Below are 21,873 nucleotides of genomic sequence, written 5' to 3'. Positions count from 1 at the left end.
AACCCGGTGCGCTTCCACCCGATCCGCTGAGATTCGGCCGACTCCGACGAACAAGGAGCACCTCATGTCCGCCCTCGCCCGAGTGCAGTCGGCCTACGACCGCGTCGACGCGGTCGACCGCCCCGAGATCTGGATCGACCTGCGCCCCCGGGCGGAGGCCGAGAAGGAAGCCGAGGCTCTCGACGCCCGCGTCGCCGCGGGCGAACATCTCCCCCTCGCCGGCCGGCTCCTCGCCGCGAAGGGCAACATCGACGTGGCGGGCCTGCCGACCACCGCGGGCTGCCCGGCGTACGCGTACTTCCCGCGGGAGGACGCCCCCGCGGTCGCCCGCCTGCGCGCGGCCGGCGCGCTCGTCCTGGGCACCACGAACCTGGACCAGTTCGCGACCGGCCTGGTCGGTACCCGTTCCCCGTACGGCGCGGTGCGCGGGGCCCTCGATCCGGCCCGCGTCAGTGGTGGCTCCAGCTCCGGATCGGCCGTGGCGGTGGCTCTGGGCCTGGTCGACCTCGCCCTCGGCACCGACACGGCCGGTTCCGGCCGTGTGCCGGCCGCCTTCAACGGCATCGTGGGCCTGAAGCCGACCCGCGGCCTGGTACCGGCCACCGGCGTCGTCCCGGCCTGCGCCTCCCTGGACTGCGTGACCGTGTTCGCCCGTACGCTCCCGGAGGCCGAACAGGCCCTCGCGCACCTGGCCCGCCCGTCCGGACGCGTGCTGCAGGCCCTCCCTCAGCGCGCCCCGGGCCCCTGGCGCGTCGCCGTCCCTCCGACGGCACAGCTCGGTGAGCTGGACGCGGGCTGGGCGCGGGCGTACGAGGCCGCCGTGGCGCAGCTCGTCGCGGCGGGGGCCGAGCTGCGCCCCCTCGATCTCACCCCGTTCACCGAGGCGGCGGCGCTGCTCTACGAGGGCGCGTTCGTCGCCGAGCGCTACACCGCGGTGGGCAGCTTTGTCGACAAGTTGGCCAGTGAGGGCGGTGCGGGTCTCGACCCGACCGTCACGGGGATCATCACCCGCGCCCGGGACATCCCGGCCCACCGTCTCTTCGCCGACCGGGACCGGCTGGCCGCACTGCGTCTGCGGGCCCTCGCCGGGCTCGGCGACGCGGACGCCCTGCTGCTGCCGACCGCGCCGGGGCACCCCACGCTCGCGGAGGTCGCCGCCGACCCGCTGGGCGCCAACGCCCGCCTGGGGCGTTTCACCCATTCCACGAACCTCTTCGACCAGGCCGCGGTCGCCGTTCCGGCGGGCACCGTGGACGGACTGCCCTTCGGCGTCATGCTGATCGGCCCCGCGTTCACCGACGAGCGCCTGGCCCGGATCGCCGCCCTGCTCCGGCCACGGACACGCGTCGCCGTGGTCGGCGCGCATCTGTCGGGTCAGCCCCTGAACCCGCAACTCCTCGCCCTGGGCGCCGAGTGGGAGCGTACGACGGCGACGGCGACCGCCTACCGGCTGTACGCCCTGGCCACGACGCCTCCCAAGCCGGGCCTGGTCCGCACCGGCGCGGGCGGGGCCGCCGTCGAGGCGGAGGTGTGGCGGCTGCCCGCCGAGGGCCTCGGGCGCCTGCTCGCCGAACTGCCCCGTCCGATGGCACTCGGCCGGGTCGAACTGGCCGACGGCACCCACGTACCCGGCTTCCTGTGCGAGCCCCGCGCGCTCGAGGGCGCCGAGGACATCACGGAGTACGGCGGCTGGCGCGGCTACCTGCGGGCGCGCGACTGAGCCGCCGACGTCACGGTCGAGGTGACCGAAGCACCCGCGTACCGGTGTATTCACGGAGCGACGTATCGATGAATTCACCTGCCGACGTACCGACAAGACGGAGTACCGACGACGCACCGGAGCCGGGGTACGGAAGTGCGCCGCCCCCGCGTCGGGACGGCGCACCACGAGCGGACGGGCTCGGCTCAGCCCACGGACGAGTAGGCGACCACCCCGCGCAGCAGCCCGTCGACCGCCTTGCGCGCGTTCTTCGCGACCGTCGAGCCCTCTCCCCCGGAGACGGGCGCGGCGGCCGAGATCTGGCCCAGCACGTCGATGACCTGCTTGCACCAGCGGACGAAGTCACCGGCCGGCATCTCCGCCTCGCGCAACACCTCGTCGAGGCCCTTGCCCGAAGCCCACTCGTGGGCCGCCCAGGCGAAGCCTAGATCCGGCTCGCGCTGGCCCACGCCCTCGGACTGGGTGATCCGGAAGTCCTCCTCCAGGGCGTCCAGACGCCCCCAGATGCGGACCATCTCACCCAGCGCGGCCTTGGCAGTGCCGGAGGGCAGCTTCGGCGCCATCGCGTCGTCGCCGACCCGCGACTCGTAGACCAACGCCGAGACGCACGCGGCGAGTTCGGCCGGGTTCAGTCCCTCCCAGACGCCGGCCCGAAGGCATTCGCTGGCCAGCAGGTCGAGTTCGCCGTACAGCCGGGCCAGGCGCCTGCCGTGTTCGGTGGCCTCGTCGCCGCGCAGGTAGTCCAGCTCGGTGAGCAGGGCGACGATACGGTCGAAGGTGCGGGCGATGGTGTTCGTCCGGCCCTCGATGCGGAGCTCCAGCTGCGAGGTGTCGCGCAGCAGCCGGTGGTAGCGCTCGGCCCAACGGGCGTGGTCCTCGCGGTCGTTGCACCCCTGGCAGGGGTGGGCGCGGATCGCCGTGCGCAGCCGGGCGATCTCGCGGTCGTCGGCGGCCTCGGAGCGCTTCTTGCGCAGCCGGTCGGGGACGATGTGCCCGGCCTTGGTGCGCAGGGCGGACGCGAGGTCGCGACGGGACTGCGGGGAACGCGGGTTGAAGGACTTCGGGATGCGCATCCGCTCCAGCGCCTCCACCGGCACCGGGAAGTCCATCGAGGCCAGCCGCTTGACCTGGCGCTCGGCGGTGAGCACCAGCGGGCGCGGGCCGTCGTGCTGCTCGAAACCGCGGTGGCCGTTGGACCGGCCCGCGGGCAGACCGGGGTCCAGCACCAGTGCCAGTCCGGCGAACTTGCCGGTCGGGACGTGGATGATGTCCCCCGGCTTGAGCTTCTCCAGTGCGACGGCCGCCTCCGCGCGACGCTGCGCCACGCCCTGCTTGGCGAGTTCGGTCTCGCGGTCCTTGAGCTCGCGCCGCAGCCGCGCGTACTCCTCGAAGTCCCCGAGGTGGCAGGTCATGGACTCCTTGTAACCCTCGAGTCCCTCCTCGTTGCGCTGTACCTGCCGGGAGATCCCGACGACCGACTTGTCGGCCTGGAACTGCGCGAAGGAGGTCTCCAGCAGTTCGCGCGAGCGGTGCCGCCCGAACTGCTCGACCAGGTTCACCGCCATGTTGTACGACGGCTTGAAGCTGGAACGCAGCGGGTAGGTGCGGGTGCCCGCGAGTCCGGCCAGGTGGTCGGGGCTGAAGCCGCGCTGCCACAGCACGACGGCATGGCCCTCGACGTCGATGCCGCGGCGCCCCGCCCGGCCGGTCAGCTGGGTGTACTCACCGGGAGTGATGTCGGCGTGCTGTTCGCCGTTCCACTTGACGAGCTTCTCCAGCACCACCGAGCGGGCGGGCATGTTGATACCGAGCGCGAGGGTCTCGGTGGCGAACACGGCCTTCACCAGGCCGCGTACGAAGAGCTCCTCGACGACCTCCTTGAACGTCGGCAGCATGCCGGCGTGGTGGGCCGCGATGCCGCGCTCCAGGCCTTCCAGCCATTCGTAGTACCCGAGGACGTGCAGGTCCTCCGGCGGGATGGAGTCGGTGCGCCTCTCGACGATCTCGCGCACCTTCACCCGCGCCTCCTCGTCGTTGAGCCGCAGTCCCGCGTACATGCACTGCTGGACGGCGGCCTCGCAGGCGGCGCGGCTGAAGATGAAGGTGATGGCGGGCAGCAGGCCCTCGGCGTCGAGCCGTTCGATGACCTCGGGGCGGCCCGGCGTCCAGATCCGCGATCGCTGCCTGCGCTCGCGCTCCCGGTCGGCCTCGCGCATGGCCCGCCCGCGCCGGCGGTCCTGGTACGACGGACGGCTGGCCTCCATCCGGGCCAGCCGTGTGAGGTCGGGGTTGACCGCCTTCTTCTGGCCCTCGCCCTCCTCGAAGAGGTCGTACATCCGGCGTCCGGCGAGCACGTGCTGGAAGAGCGGCACCGGACGGTGCTCGGAGACGATCACCTCGGTGTCGCCGCGCACGGTGTCCAGCCAGTCCCCGAACTCCTCCGCGTTCGACACGGTCGCCGAGAGCGAGACCAGGGTGACCGACGGGGGAAGGTGGATGATCACTTCCTCCCACACGGCGCCGCGGAAGCGGTCGGAGAGGTAGTGCACCTCGTCCATGACCACATGGCCGAGGCCGAGGAGGGTCCGCGAACCCGCGTACAGCATGTTGCGCAGCACCTCGGTGGTCATGACGACCACCGGGGCATCGGAGTTGACGCTGTTGTCCCCGGTGAGGAGACCGACCTTGTCCGCGCCGTAACGGCGGGAGAGGTCGGCGTACTTCTGGTTCGACAGCGCCTTGATCGGCGTGGTGTAGAAGCACTTCTTGCCCTGCTGGAGGGCCAGGTGGACGGCGAACTCGCCGACGATCGTCTTGCCCGAGCCGGTGGGCGCGGCGACCAGCACACCCTTGCCCGACTCGAGCGCCTTGCAGGCCTCGATCTGGAAGGGGTCGAGGCCGAAGTCGTACATCTCGCGGAAGGAGGCGAGCGCGGTGGCCTGCTCGACAGCGCGCTTCCGTGCTGCCGCGTACCGCTCGGCCGGTGAGAGGTCCTCTGTCATCGTGCCTTCGAGACTACCGGCAGCCACTGACAACAGGACGATCAATATCCGGATCCGTGCCGGTGAAGCCCTGGATCCCCGCAGCTCAGGGAATCGCCACCCGCACCGCGCCCGGCACGCACCGCGCCGTGAGCGGCAGCGGCCCCAGCGGCTCGCCGTCCGCGTACCCGGTGAGCCCCTCGGCGACGAGCTCGACGCTGGCCGCCCGGTGCACGCTCACCACGGGATGGGAGAGATGGGTGCCCCGGTAGACCTTCGGGAACACCTTGAGCAGCGTCCTGCGGGTGCACGGCCCGACGACCGTGATGTCGAACAGTCCGTCGCCGAGGTCCGCGCCCGCGCAGATCTTCATGCCGCCGCCGTACGACGTACCGTTGCCGACCGCGATGAGAGTCGCCTCGATCTCGCGGGTCTCGCCGTCGTCCAGGGTCATCCGGTACCGGACCGGCCGGAAGGCCGCCAGCTCGGCGATCATCGCCAGGTCGTACTTGACGCGTCCGGAGGGCCGGCGCATGCGGTTGCCGCGGTCGTTGACCCGGGAGTCGAAGCCGGAGGCGAGGACGGTGCCGAACCAGGTGCCGTTCACGCGGCCCAGGTCGACGTCCCGGAGCAGGGCGCCCTTGAGTGACTCGGCGATCTGCCGTCCCGCGGCGGCGGGATCACCCAGGGGCAGGCCCAGGGCGCGCGCGAAGTCGTTCCCGGTGCCGGCGGCGACCAGGCCGAGCGGGGTACGGGTCCCGGCGACGGCCTGCAGGGCCAGATGCGCCATGCCGTCGCCGCCGACGGCTATCAGGGCGCCCGTTCCGCTCTCGACAGCGTCGCGCGCGCGGGTCAGGGCGTCGGCGGCGTTCTCGCCGAGAACCGTCCGCACGGAGAATCCCGCCGCCCGCAGAGCGGAAGCGGCCGGCTGCGCCGCGCGGGCGCCCCGGCCGCGTCCTGCGGTGGGGTTGACGAAGAGGGTGATCTCGCTGGTCACAGCCCTGACCCTACGAGATCTTCGCTCCCTGTCAGGTCACGTCGTCATAACCGTTGACCCGGTCCGGGGTCGCCTGTCCGGGCAGCGCCCCGCCGGCCGACACCGTCTCGACCTCCCCGATGTCCTCGGGCGTGAGGTCCAGCTCGGAGGCTTCGTCGTCGTCGGGGCCCTCGGCCTCGCGGCGGCGCTTGCGCCGGTCGTTCAGCAGCGAGAAGGCGGTCGCGATGAAGTACAGCACCCAGATCGGCCCGGCCAGCGCCAGCATGGTCAGCGGGTCGGTGCTGGGCGTGGCGACGGCCGCGAAGACCGTGATGCCCATGATCATTCCGCGCCACCAGCCGAGCATGCGCTTGCCGGTGAGCACTCCGGTCAGGTTCAGCATGACCAGCAGCAGGGGCAGCTCGAAGGAGAGCCCGAAGACGAGCACCATGCGGACGATGAGGTCCAGCAGGTCGTCCAGTGGCAGCTGGTTGTCGAGGTCCGCGGGCGAGAAGCCGAGGAGGACGGTCGCCATCGTCGGCAGCGTCTTGTACGCGAAGAAGGCGCCGCCCAGGAACAGCGGGACGCCCGTGCCCACGAACGCCAGCGCGTACTTCTTCTCGTGCCGGTGCAGACCGGGGACGATGAAGGCCCAGAGCTGGTAGAGCCAGATCGGCGACGCGAAGATCACACCGGCCATCAGCGAGACCTTGAGCGCGAGCGTGAACGGCGTCAGCAGGCCGTTCAGCACGATGCGGGCGCAGGTGCCGCTGCGCTGGTGCGCGAGCTCGGACAGGGTGGACTGGCAGCCCACCGCGTCCAGAATCGGGTTCGTGAAGAACTCGATGATGTTCTTGTAGTAGAAGGCGGCCACGACGGTGACGACGACGATGGCCAGAACGGCCTTCGCGAGCCGGTTGCGGAGCTCACGAAGGTGCTCCGCGAGGGGCATCCGTCCCTCGGGGTCCTTCTCCTTCTTGCGGGCAGAGTTGAGCAACCCACGTCCTCATCTCGTGCGGCGGGCCGGAGACCTCCGGCCCTGCGTCAGCGCTTGGTCGTGTCCGTGGGCTCACTGACCGGACGGGCGCTGGTCACGTCGCCGGGCGCGGCCTGGATGGTGCGCTGGGCCGGGGTCTGCTCGTCGGTGCTGGGCGGGCCGGCCGGGGCGGGGTTGCTGCCCTCGTCCTTCATGGCCTTGGCCTCGCTCTTCAGAATGCGTGCGGACTTGCCGAGGGAGCGCGCCATGTCCGGAAGCTTCTTCGCGCCGAACAGCAGGATGATGACGACGAGGATGAGAATGATCTCGGGAGCTCCGAGCCTTCCGAACATAAGTCTTTACCTTCTCACCGAGGCTGCAGGGGCGGGGTACTGCCCGATCGCTCGGACATACGTCCGATCGTCGTGTTGACAGCGATCGTAACGCTCAGGGGTGAACGCGAGGCAATCCCTGTGCGTACTCCCGGTCGCGACCCGCGCCTCGTTCTTCGGGCCACGATCAGCAGCGTACCTGCCCTCACTGGCAAGGTGACAGGCCGGAGTAACGCATTGCGCAACCCTGGAACGACTCTTACCGAGACTCCCGCGAGGTCACAGGCCCTCCGCCGAGCGCGCCGCCCCGACCGTCGCCCGCTCCAGATCGTCGGCGGCTCTGTCGATACGGCGTGCGGACTCCGTCACCTGCCGTCCCAGGCGTTCCGCCTCCAGGAAGACCCGGACGGCGAGCACGCCGAGAACGGCCATTCCCAGGAAACCCACAGCGATCGCACACATCGGCCAGAACATGGGGCGAGCCTAGAGCGTCGAGTGCAGGCGCAGCGTCCGCACCCCGCCTCCGGTGAGGAGCTCGACGATCCGCTCGCCCGCGGGCTTGCGGACGGCGGCGCCGCACTCGGTGCAGGTGAAGGAGTAGAAGGTGGTCCGGCTCGAGGCGCCGATCGCCAGCATCAGAGCGTTCGCCCGGAGCTCCAGCCGGGCCCGGCAGTCGGGGCAGCCGGCCCGGAACAGCACGTCGGCCACTCTGCGCATCCCGGCGAAAGCGCCGGCCACCGTCATCTCGGCGGCGCTGGGGGACGCACCGGCCCTCACCGCTCCCCCGGCTCTCTCCGGCCTCCCGGCCCGCTCCGTGGCACCGGCCTTCCGCGACCCACCAGACATCGCCGACGTGGTCAAAGCTCCTGCTCCCGCCTGTCGAACGCTCGGTCCTGGACTCCGTCGCCGTCGAGCCCGTCGTAGGCCGCCAGCGCCTCACGGGCCGCCTGTCGCGCGCTGTCCGCCAGCTCCGGCGGCGACACGATCCGGCCGTCACCGCCCAGGCGCAGCGCCAGCCGCCGCAGCGACGTGGGGTCGGGTGTCCGCAGAGTGATACGCAGCCCGCCGTCCGGCAGTTCATCCGCGCTGTCGTGCGGGTAGTACTCCGCGACCCAGCGCCCGCCCGGTCCGACCTCGACCACCACCTCGGGATCCTCGGCGGCGGGCTGCACCAGCCCCTCGGACAGGTCCCTCAGCTGGACCTCCGGCGGCGCGGACGGCTCGTCGAGAATGCGGATCTCGGCGACCCGGTCGAGCCGGAAGGTGCGGCGCGCCTCGGAGCGGCGGCACCAGGCCTCCACATAGGTGTGCCCGACGCTGACCAGGCGGATCGGGTCGATCTCGCGCTCGGTGAGCTCGTCGCGCGAGGGCGAGTAGTAGCGGATCCACAGCCGGCGGCGCTCGGAAATCGCCCGGTCGACGTCCGCGAAGACCCCGCCCTCGGACTCGAAGGTCACCGAGAGCCGGGAGCTGGCCCCCGCCGCCTCTCCCGAGGCGGCCTCCACCTTCGCGGTGGCGCGCAGCAGCGCCTGCCGGTCGCCCTCACGCAGTCCGGGCAGCGTGGAGACCGCGCGGGCGGCCACAAGGAGCGCGGTCGCCTCGTCGGCGGCGATACGGAGCGGCGCCGCGACGTCGTCCGGGTTGTGCCACCAGATGCGGTCGCCGTCGGTGTCGATGTCGAGCAGGTCGCCGCCACGGAAACTCGTCCCGCACAGCGGCAGCACGTCGAGGTCGGAGATCAGCTCGTCCTCGGTGATCCCGAAGGCCCGCGCGACGTCACCGACGCGCGCGCCGGGGCGCTCCCGCAGATAGGTCACCAGGGAGAGCATCCGCCGGGTCTGGTCGATCGCGTTCGTGGGCCTGGCCGGTTTTCCTGCCACTTTCCTACGTTCCCCCTCAGCCCTTGGCCACGGCGCGCAGCCGGTCCACCACGTCGGCCCGCAGCTCGGCGGGTTCCAGGACCACGACGTCGGGCCCGAACTCGACGAGCCACGCCTCCAGGCCGTGCCCGTACGGAATCTCCAACTCGTCCCAGCCGTCTCCCCGCTCCCGGACCGAGACGGCCTTGGCCCGCAGCGGGTAGCCGGAGCCGCTGCGCAGCCGGATCCGCGCCGACCGGTCGGCGATCTCGCCCGCCCAGCCCGCGACCGTCTCCCGCACGGTGACGACGTCGGGCACCTCGGCCGTGTACCGGCCGGCCCGGGCGCGGACCTTGCCGGTGATCCGCGAGAGCCGGAAGACGCGCTCGGCCCCGCGGTCGCGGTCCCAGCCCGCCAGGTACCAGTGGCCCCGCCAGCACTCCAGGGCCCAGGGCTCGACCTGCCGGGTCTCGGGGTGCGCGGCCGTCGCCTTGCGGTAGTCGAAGACGACCGGGCGGCGGTCGCGGCAGGCCAGCATCAGCGGCTCGAAGGCCGCCTCGTGCACCGGGATGTACGGTTCCAGGGCGCCGTGGGCCTCGTACGGGTCCACGTCCTCGGGCAGGCCCGCGGCACGCAGTTTCTGCAGGGCGCCGCTCGCCGCGCCGGCCAGCCGCGCCTGCTGCCAGACCTTGGCGGCGAGGCCGAGGGCGGCGGCCTCCTCGGCGTCGAGGGTGATGGGCGGCAGACGGTTGCTGTCACGGCGGGCGAGGTAGCCGACCTCGCCGTCGAGGTTCTCCACGGTCTCGATGACCAGGCCGAGCTCGCGCAGGTCGTCCTTGTCGCGTTCGAACATCCGGTTGAAGGAGTCGTCGGACGAGGCCGCTCCCCTGCCCGGCCTGAACGCCTCCACATAGGCCTCGATGGAATCGCGCAGTTCGCGCTTGCTGAGCGGCCGCCGTGTCCCGAGCAGACACAGCGCCAGGTTCATCAGCCGCTCGGCCTTGGCAATGGCCATCGACGCCCTTCCCTATGGTGCTTCCGACCGATGACCGTACCGCTCCGGAGTGTCGTGGCAAAAGCCGAGGGCCCATGCCCGGACAGGCATAGGCCCCAGATGATCGAATCCGGTCGAATCCCGATCACACGGTGTACGAAGATCGGACCAGGGTGCGACCTTCACGATGATCGGACCGGAGTCGCCGACTTCCCGGTCTCCGCACCGGAAACAGCGCTCCGCGGTCGACCGGTGCCTTGACGCTCCCCCGGGACCGGCCGACCGGTCCCGGGTGCCGGGGAGCCGTGGCTCCCCGGACCGGGGTCAGACCGCGACCAGGTCGCAGACGAAGATCAGCGTCTCGCCGGGGCCGATCCGGCCGCCGGCGCCGCGGTCCCCGTAGGCGAGGTGCGCCGGAATGGTCAGCTGGCGGCGGCCGCCGACCTTCATGCCCTGCACGCCCTGGTCCCAGCCGCTGATGACCTGGCCGACGCCGAGCTGGAACTCCAGCGGGTTGCCGCGGTTCCAGGAGGCGTCGAACTCCTCGCCCGTGGAGAAGGCCACGCCCACGTAGTGGACCTTGACGAAGTCTCCGGCCTTGGCGACCTGGCCGTCGCCCTCCCAGATTTCCTTGATCTCGAGGTCCGCCGGGGGCTCGCCGCCCGGGAAGTCGATCTCGGGCTTCTCGATGCTCACGTCTCTCGCTCCTGCTTGTTCGCGTGGGTTCGCGTGGTGCCCTTGAGGCACCACCGACAGTCTCACATCCCTGACGGGCTCACATCTTCGCCAGGATGTCGACCGTGAAGACCAGCGTGGAGTCCTTCGCGATGCCGCTGCCGCTCGGCGGGTTGTCGCCGTAGCCCAGGGCCGGCGGGACGACGATGAGAACGCGGCTGCCGACCTTCTTGCCCGTCAGGCCCTGCCCCCAGCCCTTGACCACCTGCTGGAGCGAGAACGACGTCAGCTGACCGCGGCTGTACGTGGAGTCGAACTCCTTGCCGCCGTCCCACAGGACACCCTTGTACTGCACCAGGACGCTGCTGTCCGCCTTGACCTCCTCGCCGTCGCCCTCGATGACGTAGTCCGCCACGAGCTTCGTGGGGGCCTTCGCCTTGGGCACGGCGATGGAGGGGGCCTTGCCGTCGGTGTTGGTGCCGACCTTCGGGAGGGCCGCGTCGTTCTGCGCGACGTCCTTGCCCTTGGCGGAGCTCTTCGCGTTGAAGGTGTTCTCGATGTCGACGACGAACACCAGCGTGTCGGTGCCCTTGATGCCCGCCTGTGTGTTGCCCTGCTTGCCGTAGCCCCAGGTCGGCGGGACGGCCATCTCGACGCGGCTGCCGGCCTTCTTGCCCACGAGGCCGTAGCGCCAGCCGTCGATGATGCCGCCCTGCGCGAGCTGGATGACCAGCGACGTCTTGCGGTCGTAGGAGTTGTCGAAGACCTTCGCGGTGTCCCAGACCTGGCCGAGGTAGTTGGCCTGGATGTAGTCGTTCTCCGCGACCGTCCCGCCGTTGCCCGCGATGACCGTCCTGACCGCCAGGTCCTTCGACGGGGCGCCGCTCCCCTTGGCCACGGTCGGCTTCTCACCGAACTTCGTCCCGGCCGTGATGGCGGGCAGCGGACCGTCGACGATCTTCGGCGGCGGTGCCGACGAGGCGGACGCCGAAGGCGACGGACTGCTGCTGGACTTGGCCTTCTCCGACTTGTCGTCGTCACCGCATCCGGCGAGAGTGACCAGTCCTGCGGGTACGGCGAGGAGAAGTGAGCGTCGGCGCACGGTGGGGGCCTCGTATCGATCGATCTTGGTTGATGGCGTGCGCGCAACTCTACGACGTGAGAAGGGCGCCGTACGGAAAACGTACGGCGCCCCGCGTTGCGCTCCGCGTCACTCGCGGAACGCCCGGCTCACATTCCGGCGATCAGCTTCTCCACCCGGTCGTCGACCGAACGGAACGGGTCCTTGCACAACACGGTGCGCTGTGCCTGGTCGTTGAGCTTGAGGTGGACCCAGTCGACGGTGAAATCGCGGCGCTGTTCCTGAGCACGCCGGATGAAGTCACCCCGCAGCCGCGCCCGAGTGGTCTGGGGCGGCACGGACTTGCCCTCGAAGATCTTCAAGTCATTGCAGATCCGAGCGGCTTGTCCCTTCCTCTCCAGCAGGTAGTACAGGCCACGACGACGGTGGATGTCGTGGTAGGCGAGGTCTATCTGCGCGACCCTCGGGTGCGACATCGTCATGTTGTGCTTGGCCCGGTACCGCTCGATGAGCTTGTACTTCATGACCCAGTCGATCTCGGTACCGATCCGGTCGAGGTCCTCGGCCTCGATCGAGTCGAGCACACGGCCCCATAGTTCGAGGACCTGTTCGACGGTCCCGGTGCGGATGCCGCGGCGCTCGCAGAAGTCCACGGCCTTCTCGTAGTACTCACGCTGCACCTCGAGGGCGGAGGCCTCCCGGCCACTGGCCAGCCGCACCTTGCGGCGGCCCGTGATGTCGTGGCTCACCTCTCGGATCGCCCGGATCGGGTTCTCCAGAGTGAGGTCGCGCATCACCGTGCCGGCCTCGATCATGCGCAGAACCAGGTCGGTGGCGCCGACCTTCAGGAGCATGGTCGTCTCGGACATGTTCGAGTCGCCGACGATGACGTGCAGCCGGCGGTAGCGCTCGGCGTCGGCGTGCGGCTCGTCGCGGGTGTTGATGATGGGCCGGGAGCGGGTCGTCGCGGAACTGACGCCCTCCCAGATGTGCTCGGCACGCTGGCTGACGCAGTACACGGCGCCGCGCGGGGTCTGCAGCACCTTGCCGGCGCCGCACAGCAGCTGCCGCGTGACCAGGAACGGAATGAGGATGTCCGCGAGTCGGGAGAACTCCCCGTGGCGAGCCACCAGGTAGTTCTCATGGCATCCGTACGAGTTGCCGGCCGAGTCGGTGTTGTTCTTGAACAGGTAGACGTCGCCCGCGATTCCTTCCTCGTGCAGGCGTCGTTCTGCGTCCACCAGGAGTCCTTCGAGAATGCGCTCGCCGGCTTTGTCGTGGGTGACGAGTTCCGTCACGTTGTCACATTCGGGTGTCGCGTATTCCGGATGTGATCCCACGTCGAGATAGAGGCGGGCACCGTTCCGCAGAAAGACATTGCTGCTGCGGCCCCATGACACGACACGGCGGAAGAGGTACCGCGCCACCTCGTCGGGAGACAGGCGCCGCTGTCCCCTGAACGTACACGTGACGCCGTACTCGTTCTCCAGCCCGAAAATGCGGCGGTCCATGACTGAACATTACGCCCGATCCCCCGAGCTGAAACGGGGTTCGACGGCACGGTTTGGATCATTTTCCGATGAGACCGCAACTACCGCACCGTCCCCGGTAGCTGCGAGGACCCGCCCCGTGGCCAGCAGAACCACCAGCGCGGCGGCTCCCGCGGCGCCCGGAACGGCGAAGCCCCACACGGCTCCGCCCCACTCCACGACCGGGCCCGCGAGGCCCGTTCCGACCGACGCGCCCACGGTGAACGTGGTCACAAGCCAGGAGAACGCCTCGGTGACGGTGCCCTTCGGGGCATGCCGGTCCACGATGATGAACGCGCAGGCGATGCAGGGTGCCAGGAAGACTCCGGCGAGGGCCGTGAGGGCCGTCATGGCGACCGCTCCCGGCATCAGGAGGAGCGGCAGGTAACACACCGCCAGAAACGCCACCAGCACGCGCAGTCGCCGCTCGGGCGCGCCACTCCACTGCCGCGTCCCGTACACCGTGCCGCCGACGAGCGCGCCGAGGCCGAGGGCCGCCATCAGCCAGCCGTACACCGCGTCCCCGCCGTGGTCGTCGGCGTACGACATGGCCGCGACCGTGATCGAACCGAGCGCGTTCCCCACGAACAGGAACGCGCCGAGCAGGGCCACCAGCCCGGGCGAGCGCAGCGCGCCGAGCCAGTGCGCCTCGCGCGGCGCCGAGCGCCACGCGCGCGAGGGCGGCGAGACGACCACCCAGAGGGCGCCCAGCACCCCGATGCCGTTCAGGATCAGCAGCGCGGCCTGCGCGGACCAGAGCGACACGAACAGTGTCACCAGCAGGGGTCCGACGGTGAACATGACCTCCTGGGCCACGGCGTCCATCGCGTACGCGGTGTGCACCTGGTCCTCGCGGCGCAGCACGGAGGGCCACAGGGCACGCAGACCGCCCTCCAGCGGCGGCGTGAAGAGTCCGGCGACCACCATGGCCGCGTAGGCGACGGGCAGCGGGTCGGTGCCCGAGAGGGCGAAGACGGCCATGCCGAGGGCCGAGACCAGCGCGGCGGGCAGCTGGACGCGCGGCTGCCCGTAGAGGTCCACGAGCCGCCCGAGCAGCGGCTGTCCCACGGCGTTGGCCACCCCGTACACGGCGGCGAGCGCCCCGGCCAGGCCGTACGTGCCGCCCTCGGCCCGGATGAAGAGGACGACGGCGATGGCGGCGGTCGCGTTCGGCAACCGCCCGGTGAGCGTGCCGGCGAGCAGCCGGGCGGCATGCCTCGCCCTGAGGATCTCCAGGTATCCCGCGGCCATGTTCCCGCCTTCTCCGCCGGGCGCCCGAGGCGACCCGAAGCTGCCAGTGTTACGTATAACGTCCCCCGTCATACGTACCATGTGCCCAGTCCGCGAGTCCAGACGAAGGAGCAGGTCGCCGGTGGCACGAGCCAGCACGCGTCCCACGAGCCGGGACGTCGCCCAGGCCGCGGGGGTCTCCCAGGCCGCGGTCTCCCTCGTGCTGGGCGAGAAGTGGCGCGGCCGGGTCTCCGAGGCGACGGCGGACCGTGTCCGGGAGGCCGCCCGGGAGCTCGGCTACCGCCCGAACCTGGCCGCCCGCAACCTCCGCCTCGGCCGCACCCGCACGGTCCTCCTGGTGGTCCCGGCGCTCACCACGGAGTTCTTCGCGGGCGTCTACACCGGCGCGGCGCGGGTGGCCTCCGCCCACGGCTTCGGTGTGGTCCTCTACCCCTCGCCCGAGGGCATCGGCCCCGCCCGTGACCCGTTCGGCTCCGCGCGGGCGGCCCTGGACGGCGTCATCGCCTCCTCCATGGCGGCGGACGCCCTCACGGCGATCCGGGGCGACCAACTGCCTCTCGTGATGCTGGACAGCGACCCGGCGGGCAGCCTGGGCGCGGCCACCGTCAACCTCGACATCAGGGACGGCGTACGCCAGGTGGCCGACCACCTGCTGGCCCTCGGGCACCGTGGTTTCCTGCACCTGGGAGCGGACATCGCGTCCTGGACCTTCGAGGTCCGCGCCCGCGAACTGGCCGCCCGGCTGGCCGGGGTCCCGGGTACGCGGCTGCGCACGGCACGCGCCCCGATCTCCATCGAGGACTCCCGTGCCGCCGCGGAGACGGCCCTGTCCGCGCCGGGACCCCGGCCCACGGCCCTGGTCTGCGACGACGACAACCTCGCGGCCGGCGCCTACAAGGCGGCCCGCCGTCTGGGCCTGCGGGTCCCGGACGACCTCTCGATCACGGGCCTCGACGACCTGGCCCTCGCCCGTGCCATCGACCCCGAGCTGACCACGGTCCGACTGGACGCCGAGCTGTTCGGTGAACGGGGCATGGAGACCCTCCTGGCCGTCCTGGACGGCCGCACACCGCCCGAAGGAGACATCCCCGTCGAACTGGTCGTACGGGGCTCCACGGCGCCGCCCCGCTAGGTCGTCCCCGCCTCCTTCGCGCAGGGCCGGTGGGTGGCCTCCGGCGGGATGCGCCACCGGGCCGCGGATCGCTCGTTCACGGGGGCGATCCGGGTACCGGGCGACCCGGGTGATCCGGCGACGACGCGTGGCGCCCGTGGAGCGCGCCCCTCAATGGCCCGAGGCCGCCCGGACATGGCTGCGCCCCGCTCACCGGACGGCCGGTGCGCGGGGCGCGAGCGGGGTCACTCGTCGTCTTCGGGGTCCTCGGCCTCGGTGGCGGTGGACGCGCCGCCCTCCTCCAGCAAGCGGGCCAGCTGGCGGCCGACGATCCGCTTGAACTTGCGCTGCTGCGGGCGCGTGCGGTCCAGGATCGCCACCTCCAGGCGCTCGGCGGGGATCTCCCGCTCGCCGCCGTTCGGCTCCCGCGACAGCGACTGCACGGCCAGCTTCAGCGCCTCGGCCAGCGACATGCCGTCCTGGTGGCGCTGGTCCAGATAGCTGCTGATCTGCTCGGCGTTGCCGCCGACCGCGACCGACCCGTGCTCGTCCACGATCGATCCGTCGTGCGGCAGGCGGTAGATCTGGTCCCCGTCGGGGGTCTCCCCCACCTCGGCGACCACGAGCTCCACCTCGTACGGCTTCTCGGCCGCGCTGGAGAAGATCGTGCCCAGCGTCTGGGCGTACACGTTGGCCAGACCACGCGCGGTCACGTCGTCACGGTCGTACGTGTAACCGCGCAGATCGGCGTAGCGCACACCGCCGATCCGCAGGTTCTCGTACTCGTTGTACTTGCCGGCGGCCGCGAAGCCGATCCGGTCGTAGATCTCGCTGAACTTGTGCAGCGCGCGGGACGGGTTCTCGCCGACGAACACGATGCCGTCGGCGTACTGCAGCACGACGAGGCTGCGACCGCGGGCGATGCCCTTGCGGGCGTACTCCGCACGGTCGGCCATGGCCTGCTGGGGTGAGACATAGAACGGCGTCGACACCGGTTATCCGTCCCTTTCTGTCGAAGTCACAGGGTCACCTGGGCAAGGAGGCGGGACTCAGAGCAGCGCGGCCCGGGGGCCGTCCGGCTGCTCCAGGCGCCGCTCCAGGATCGCTCGGGCGATCTCCGAGGACTCCTCCTCGGTGAGACGGCGGAATCCCTCTTCGGTGATCACGGTGACGATCGGATAGATCCGGCGGGCGACATCGGGACCGCCCGTCGCCGAGTCGTCGTCGGCCGCGTCGTACAGCGCCTGGATGACCAGGGTGGTGGCCTGCTGTTCGGTCAGGTCGTTGCTGTAGAGCTTCTTCATGGCACCGCGCGCGAAGATCGAGCCGGAGCCGGTGGCGGCATATCCGTTCTCCTCGGAGCGGCCGCCGGTGACGTCGTAGGAGAAGATGCGGCCCTTCTCGCGGTCCACGTCGTAGCCCGCGAAGAGGGGGACCACGGCGAGGCCCTGCATGGCCATGCCGAGGTTGGAACGGATCATGGTGGAGAGACGGTTGGCCTTGCCCTCCAGGGAGAGCGTGGTGCCCTCGACCTTCTCGAAGTGCTCCAGCTCCAGCTGGAACAGCTTGACCATCTCGACGGCCAGGCCTGCCGTGCCGGCGATGCCCACCGCCGAGTACTCGTCGGCCGGGAAGACCTTCTCGATGTCGCGCTGGGCGATCATGTTGCCCATGGTGGCCCGCCGGTCGCCGGCGAGGACGACCCCGCCGGGAAAGGTGACCGCCACGATGGTCGTGCCGTGCGGTGCCTCGATCACGCCCTGCACGGGCGGCAGCTGCCGCCTGCCCGGGAGCATCTCCGGCTGGTGCTCGGACAGGAAGTCCATGAAGGACGACGACCCGGGCGTCAGGAAGGCAGCCGGTAGACGCCCGGTGCTACGAGTGTTGGCTTCCACGGGGATCCTTCCAAGTAGGCGGCAGCCCGACGAACAGCGTCGGGATCATCTCCCAACTTGCCGATGGCCGAATTGCAGTTGAAGCACAGTACGCCAGGGACCCTACCCGTCTCATGGCAGTGATCCACGTGAACTGCGGGAGCTTTCAAACAGATCCCACGGAGCCCCTTTTGAGAGGCCACGACCTCGTCACGCTCGGCCTCGGTCATGCCGCACCGGCGCTCCAGGCGGCCTGCGCCCACTCAGCGGCTCGATATGTCCCGAGGCGCGTGGACAGCCCGCCCGAGGGCCTGCCGACACGTCCGGTGACGGTCCGATGCGCGATCATCCCGGGAGTGCCACCGCGGACCGTCCGGGTGGGACCACTCGCGAACGAAGGCCGCGTACGGCTTGTGCTCGCCGCACCGCACGCGGCACTTCACGTCCTCTTCGTTCGCCGAGCCGAAAGTCCCCGCGGCCGTCGGTCCGAGGGCTACTCGCCGCCCTTCTGAACGAAACTTCGAACGAAGTCCTCGGCGTTCTCCTCCAGGACGTCGTCGATCTCGTCCAGGACCGAGTCGACATCGTCGCTCAGCTTCTCCTGGCGTTCCTTGAGGTCGTCCGTCGCCTGCGCGTCCTGCGCCTGCTCCTCGACCTCCTCGGTGGAACGCGTCGCCTTCTGCTGTCCGCCGCCGGTGTCCTTGGTCGCCATAACCCTCACCCCGCTCGGTTCGACGTTCTTGATCAGACCCTACAAGCAGGGTCCGACATCGGCCCCGCAGTTGCTACAACGTCCGGGGATCACCTCGATGATTCCCGGACGCCGCCTTTTCCACCCCGATGCGCCGACAGGGGCCTCAGGACCCCGTACGGCCGGCTCAGCCGCCCGAGAGGACCTTGACCAGGTCTTCCGCCGTGCGGCAGCGATCGAGGAGTTCCTTGACGTGATTACGCGTTCCGCGAAGCGGCTCCAGGGTTGGAACGCGCTGGAGCGAGTCCCTGCCGGGCAGATCGAAGATCACCGAGTCCCAGGAGGCCGCCGCCACGTCGTCCGCGTACTGTTCGAGACACCGGCCGCGGAAGTACGCGCGCGTGTCCTCCGGCGGCTTCGTCCGGGCCCGCTCGACGTCCGACTCGTCCAGCAGGCGCTTCATCTTGCCGCGGGCGGCCAGACGGTTGTACAGGCCCTTCTCGGCGCGTACGTCGGCGTACTGGAGGTCGACCAGGTGCAGCCGGGCCGCGTCCCAGTCGAGGTCGTCACGGCGCCGGTAGCCCTCCATGAGCTCCCGCTTGGCCACCCAGTCGAGCTCGCCGGACAGGCTCATCGGGTCGTTCTCGAGACGGTTGAGGGTGTCCTCCCAGCGGACCAGTACGTCCTTGGTCTGGTCGTCGGCGTCCGCCCCGAACCGCTCCTCCACGTATTTGCGCGACAGCTCGAAGTACTCCATCTGGAGCTGCACCGCGGTCAGCGTGCGTCCGCTGCGCAGCGTGACGAGCCGCTTCAGCGTCGGGTCGTGCGAGACCTGGTGCAGCGTGCGCACCGGCTGGTCGACCGCCAGGTCGACGGCGATGAAACCGTCCTCGATCATGGACAGGACCAGGGCGGTCGTGCCCAGCTTCAGATAGGTCGAGATCTCCGACAGGTTCGCGTCGCCGATGATCACGTGCAGCCTGCGGTACTTCTCGGCGTCCGCGTGCGGCTCGTCGCGGGTGTTGATGATGGGGCGCTTCAGTGTGGTCTCCAGGCCCACCTCGACCTCGAAGTAGTCGGCCCGCTGACTGAGCTGGAAGCCGTGCTCGTGTCCGTCCTGGCCGATACCGACGCGGCCCGCTCCGGTGACGACCTGACGGGACACGAAGAACGGCGTGAGATGGCGCACGATGTCCGAGAAGGGGGTCTCCCGCTTCATCAGGTAGTTCTCGTGCGTGCCGTACGAGGCACCCTTGTTGTCGGTGTTGTTCTTGTAGAGGTGGATCGGCTGGGCGCCGGGGAGCTGGGCCGCCCGTTCCGCGGCCTCCGCCATGATGCGCTCGCCGGCCTTGTCCCACAGGACCGCGTCCCACGGGTTGGTGACCTCGGGGGAGCTGTACTCCGGGTGCGCGTGGTCCACGTACAGCCGTGCGCCGTTGGTGAGGATGACATTGGCCAGGCCGATGTCCTCGTCGGTGAGCTGGCTGGAATCGGCGACCTCGCGGGCGAGGTCGAAGCCTCGCGCGTCCCGCAGCGGGTTCTCCTCCTCGAAGTCCCAGCGGGCGCGGCGCGCCCGGTGCATCGCCGCCGCGTACGCGTTGACGATCTGGGACGAGGTGAGCATGGCATTGGCGTTCGGGTGGCCGGCGACGGAGATCCCGTACTCCGTCTCGATGCCCATTACTCGCCGTACGGTCATGCGGCCCTCCTTGCCCGGCGGCGCCCTCGGTCGGGGGCGCTGCTCAAGTACCGCTGGTGCTCCGGTGCGTGTGCGGTGCCCGTCCCCGCAACGCGCGACTCGGCGGTACGAAAGAGCCTAGAACGCCTCTGCGCTGGTGGGGAGATCATTTGCGTCATTGCTGTGGTCCGGCCGTGCCCCGGAAAGCAGTCGGCTGCGGGTACCCGTGGTGGGCACCCGCAGCCGCCCCGGCTTTTACAGGTACTGACCCGTATTGGCCACCGTGTCGATGGAGCGTCCGGTGTCCGCGCCCTGCTTTCCGGTGACGAGCGTACGGATGTAGACGATCCGTTCACCCTTCTTTCCGGAGATCCGGGCCCAGTCGTCCGGGTTGGTGGTGTTCGGCAGGTCCTCGTTCTCCTTGAACTCGTCCACGCACGCCTGGAGGAGATGGGAGACCCGGAGGCCCTTCTGGTTCTGTTCGAGGAAGGCCTTGATGGCCGCCTTCTTGGCGCGGCCCACGATGTTCTCGATCATGGCGCCGGAATTGAAGTCCTTGAAATACAGGACTTCCTTGTCGCCGTTTGCGTAGGTGACCTCGAGGAAGCGGTTCTCCTCGGATTCGGCGTACATCTGCTCCACGGCGGTCTGGATCATGCCGTGGACGGTGGCCGCCCGGTCCCCGCTGTGCTCTCCGAGGTCGTCGGAGTGCAGCGGGAGGCGCTGGGTGAGGTACTTCGCGAAGATGTCCTTGGCGGCCTCGGCGTCCGGGCGCTCGATCTTGATCTTCACATCGAGTCGTCCGGGGCGCAGGATCGCGGGGTCGATCATGTCCTCACGGTTCGAGGCACCGATCACGACCACGTTCTCCAGGCCCTCCACGCCGTCGATCTCGGCGAGCAGCTGGGGGACGATGGTGTTCTCCACGTCCGAGCTGACGCCCGATCCACGGGTACGGAAGAGGGACTCCATCTCGTCGAAGAAGACGATGACGGGGGTGCCCTCGCTGGCCTTCTCACGAGCACGCTGGAAGATGAGGCGGATCTGCCGCTCGGTCTCGCCGACGTACTTGTTCAGGAGCTCGGGGCCCTTGATGTTGAGGAAGAAGCTCTTGCCGGTGGCCTGGCCGGTGACCTCGGCGACCTTCTTGGCCAGCGAGTTGGCGACCGCCTTGGCGATGAGCGTCTTGCCGCATCCGGGGGGCCCGTAGAGCAGCACACCCTTGGGCGGCCGCAGTTCGTGCTCCTTGAAGAGGTCGGGGTAGAGGTACGGGAGCTCGACCGCGTCGCGGATCATTTCGATCTGGTTTCCCAGGCCGCCGATCTGCTCGTAGCCGATGTCCGGGACCTCTTCGAGGACGAGTTCCTCGACCTCGCTCTTGGGAACGACCTCGTAGACATAGCCGGAACGGGGTTCGAGAAGCAGGGCGTCGCCGGGACGGATGGTGACGTCCAGCAGCGGCTCCGCGAGCCGTACCACCCGTTCCTCGTCGGTGTGCCCCACCACGAGGGCGCGATCGCCGTCCTCCAGGATCTCCTTGAGGGTGACGATGTCGCCGACGCTCTCGTACTCCATGGCCTCGACCACGTTGAGGGCTTCGTTGAGCATCACTTCCTGGCCGCGCCTGAGCTCTTCGAGCTCCACGCTCGGGCTGACGTTCACCCGGAGCTTGCGGCCCCCGGTGAAGATGTCCGCCGTGCCGTCCTCGTTCGCCACGAGGAAGACACCGAAGCCCGCCGGAGGCTGCGCCAGCCGGTCGACCTCTTCCTTGAGGGCCACGATCTGGTCGCGGGCCTCACGGAGCGTGTTCGCCAGCCGCTCGTTCTGCGCGGACACGCCGGCCAGGTTGGTCTGCAGCTCGACGATCCGCTCTTCGAGGATCCTCGTGTGCCGCGGAGAGTCGGCGAGCTTGCGTCGCAGGACGGCGATCTCCTGCTCAAGGTAGGCAATCTGCCCGGCGGGGTCATCGGACCCTCTTCCCGGGCGGATGCCGCGGTTCATGTCGTCGTCGTGGGCTGCCACGGTCCTCACCTCCTCCAAGGGGAGCTGGACGCTTCCAGACCCTACCTGGGTGGGTGTCGATTGAAACCCCTAGATCACAAAGACTGTCGAGGTGTGTCCGATCTTCACCCTTGCGCTCTCCCT

The 21,873-nt window shown here is 70.0% G+C and carries 19 protein-coding genes and 1 pseudogene; 2 read left to right on the top strand and 18 right to left on the bottom strand.

Features of this window, described 5'->3' with window-relative positions:
* Positions 1 to 64: 64 nt before the first annotated feature.
* Positions 65 to 1,720, top strand: coding sequence for an allophanate hydrolase (gene atzF, locus ABZV34_RS12650; RefSeq protein ID WP_356274126.1), 1,656 nt, complete (start codon positions 65 to 67; stop codon positions 1,718 to 1,720).
* Positions 1,721 to 1,905: 185 nt separating this feature from the next.
* Here the strand turns inward: atzF and ABZV34_RS12645 are convergent, their stop codons facing one another.
* From ABZV34_RS12645 to ABZV34_RS12590, 12 genes are all read right to left on the bottom strand, one after another.
* Entirely contained in the window at positions 1,906 to 4,767 is a 2,862-nt protein-coding gene (locus ABZV34_RS12645) for a DEAD/DEAH box helicase (RefSeq protein ID WP_356274123.1), read from the bottom strand.
* Between the two features lie 40 nt (positions 4,768 to 4,807).
* Positions 4,808 to 5,698: a diacylglycerol kinase gene (locus ABZV34_RS12640; protein ID WP_356274120.1), complete on the bottom strand. Its 891-nt coding sequence runs from the start codon at positions 5,696 to 5,698 to the stop codon at positions 4,808 to 4,810.
* Between the two features lie 31 nt (positions 5,699 to 5,729).
* Complete coding sequence (tatC, locus tag ABZV34_RS12635) at positions 5,730 to 6,674, bottom strand: twin-arginine translocase subunit TatC (protein ID WP_356274117.1); 945 nt, start codon at positions 6,672 to 6,674, stop codon at positions 5,730 to 5,732.
* A 47-nt stretch (positions 6,675 to 6,721) separates the two neighbouring features.
* Entirely contained in the window at positions 6,722 to 7,006 is a 285-nt protein-coding gene (gene tatA, locus ABZV34_RS12630) for a Sec-independent protein translocase subunit TatA (protein ID WP_168527282.1), read from the bottom strand.
* Positions 7,007 to 7,264: 258 nt separating this feature from the next.
* On the bottom strand, positions 7,265 to 7,459 hold the full coding sequence (locus ABZV34_RS12625; protein ID WP_356274114.1) for a hypothetical protein: 195 nt from the start codon (positions 7,457 to 7,459) through the stop codon (positions 7,265 to 7,267).
* A 9-nt stretch (positions 7,460 to 7,468) separates the two neighbouring features.
* Positions 7,469 to 7,729, bottom strand: a complete 261-nt coding sequence (locus ABZV34_RS12620; protein ID WP_356274195.1) for a hypothetical protein — start codon at positions 7,727 to 7,729, stop codon at positions 7,469 to 7,471.
* Positions 7,730 to 7,842: 113 nt separating this feature from the next.
* A complete protein-coding gene (locus ABZV34_RS12615) occupies positions 7,843 to 8,865 on the bottom strand; it encodes a WYL domain-containing protein (protein WP_356274111.1) in 1,023 nt (340 codons plus the stop codon).
* Between the two features lie 16 nt (positions 8,866 to 8,881).
* Positions 8,882 to 9,859, bottom strand: coding sequence for a WYL domain-containing protein (locus ABZV34_RS12610; RefSeq protein WP_356274108.1), 978 nt, complete (start codon positions 9,857 to 9,859; stop codon positions 8,882 to 8,884).
* 303 nt (positions 9,860 to 10,162) lie between these two features.
* Positions 10,163 to 10,534, bottom strand: coding sequence for an FKBP-type peptidyl-prolyl cis-trans isomerase (locus tag ABZV34_RS12605; protein ID WP_356274105.1), 372 nt, complete (start codon positions 10,532 to 10,534; stop codon positions 10,163 to 10,165).
* A 79-nt stretch (positions 10,535 to 10,613) separates the two neighbouring features.
* Complete coding sequence (locus tag ABZV34_RS12600; RefSeq protein WP_356274102.1) at positions 10,614 to 11,615, bottom strand: FKBP-type peptidyl-prolyl cis-trans isomerase; 1,002 nt, start codon at positions 11,613 to 11,615, stop codon at positions 10,614 to 10,616.
* A gap of 128 nt (positions 11,616 to 11,743) precedes the next feature.
* On the bottom strand, positions 11,744 to 13,105 hold the full coding sequence (gene pafA, locus ABZV34_RS12595) for a Pup--protein ligase (protein ID WP_030606492.1): 1,362 nt from the start codon (positions 13,103 to 13,105) through the stop codon (positions 11,744 to 11,746).
* A 9-nt stretch (positions 13,106 to 13,114) separates the two neighbouring features.
* Positions 13,115 to 14,374: an MFS transporter gene (locus tag ABZV34_RS12590; RefSeq protein WP_356274100.1), complete on the bottom strand. Its 1,260-nt coding sequence runs from the start codon at positions 14,372 to 14,374 to the stop codon at positions 13,115 to 13,117.
* A gap of 121 nt (positions 14,375 to 14,495) precedes the next feature.
* On the opposite strand from ABZV34_RS12590, the gene ABZV34_RS12585 reads away from it, so the two are divergent.
* Complete coding sequence (locus tag ABZV34_RS12585) at positions 14,496 to 15,506, top strand: LacI family DNA-binding transcriptional regulator (RefSeq protein WP_356274097.1); 1,011 nt, start codon at positions 14,496 to 14,498, stop codon at positions 15,504 to 15,506.
* A 224-nt stretch (positions 15,507 to 15,730) separates the two neighbouring features.
* On the opposite strand, the gene prcA is transcribed toward ABZV34_RS12585, so the two are convergent.
* The 6 genes and pseudogenes from prcA to arc form a co-directional block, all read right to left on the bottom strand.
* Positions 15,731 to 16,477 carry a proteasome subunit alpha gene (gene prcA / locus ABZV34_RS12580; RefSeq protein WP_148007692.1) on the bottom strand — a complete coding sequence of 249 codons (747 nt, stop codon included), beginning with the start codon at positions 16,475 to 16,477 and terminating at the stop codon, positions 15,731 to 15,733.
* 57 nt (positions 16,478 to 16,534) lie between these two features.
* The gene (gene prcB / locus ABZV34_RS12575; protein WP_356274094.1) at positions 16,535 to 17,380 is read right to left on the bottom strand and encodes a proteasome subunit beta; all 846 of its coding nucleotides are present in this window, start codon (positions 17,378 to 17,380) and stop codon (positions 16,535 to 16,537) included.
* Positions 17,332 to 17,802, bottom strand: a pseudogene (locus tag ABZV34_RS12570) (endonuclease VII domain-containing protein). Before ABZV34_RS12570 ends, prcB begins: the two are co-directional and overlap by 49 nt.
* A gap of 50 nt (positions 17,803 to 17,852) precedes the next feature.
* Positions 17,853 to 18,071, bottom strand: coding sequence for a ubiquitin-like protein Pup (locus ABZV34_RS12565; protein ID WP_127181041.1), 219 nt, complete (start codon positions 18,069 to 18,071; stop codon positions 17,853 to 17,855).
* Between the two features lie 166 nt (positions 18,072 to 18,237).
* On the bottom strand, positions 18,238 to 19,749 hold the full coding sequence (dop, locus tag ABZV34_RS12560) for a depupylase/deamidase Dop (RefSeq protein WP_356274091.1): 1,512 nt from the start codon (positions 19,747 to 19,749) through the stop codon (positions 18,238 to 18,240).
* 234 nt (positions 19,750 to 19,983) lie between these two features.
* Complete coding sequence (gene arc, locus ABZV34_RS12555; RefSeq protein WP_356274088.1) at positions 19,984 to 21,750, bottom strand: proteasome ATPase; 1,767 nt, start codon at positions 21,748 to 21,750, stop codon at positions 19,984 to 19,986.
* Positions 21,751 to 21,873 lie beyond the last annotated feature (123 nt).

This window comes from Streptomyces sp. NPDC005195 (genome assembly GCF_040608315.1).
Classification (GTDB): domain Bacteria; phylum Actinomycetota; class Actinomycetes; order Streptomycetales; family Streptomycetaceae; genus Streptomyces; species Streptomyces kaempferi.
The sequence above is the reverse complement of the archived record's forward strand: the minus strand, read 5'-3'. Positions and strand labels throughout refer to the sequence as shown.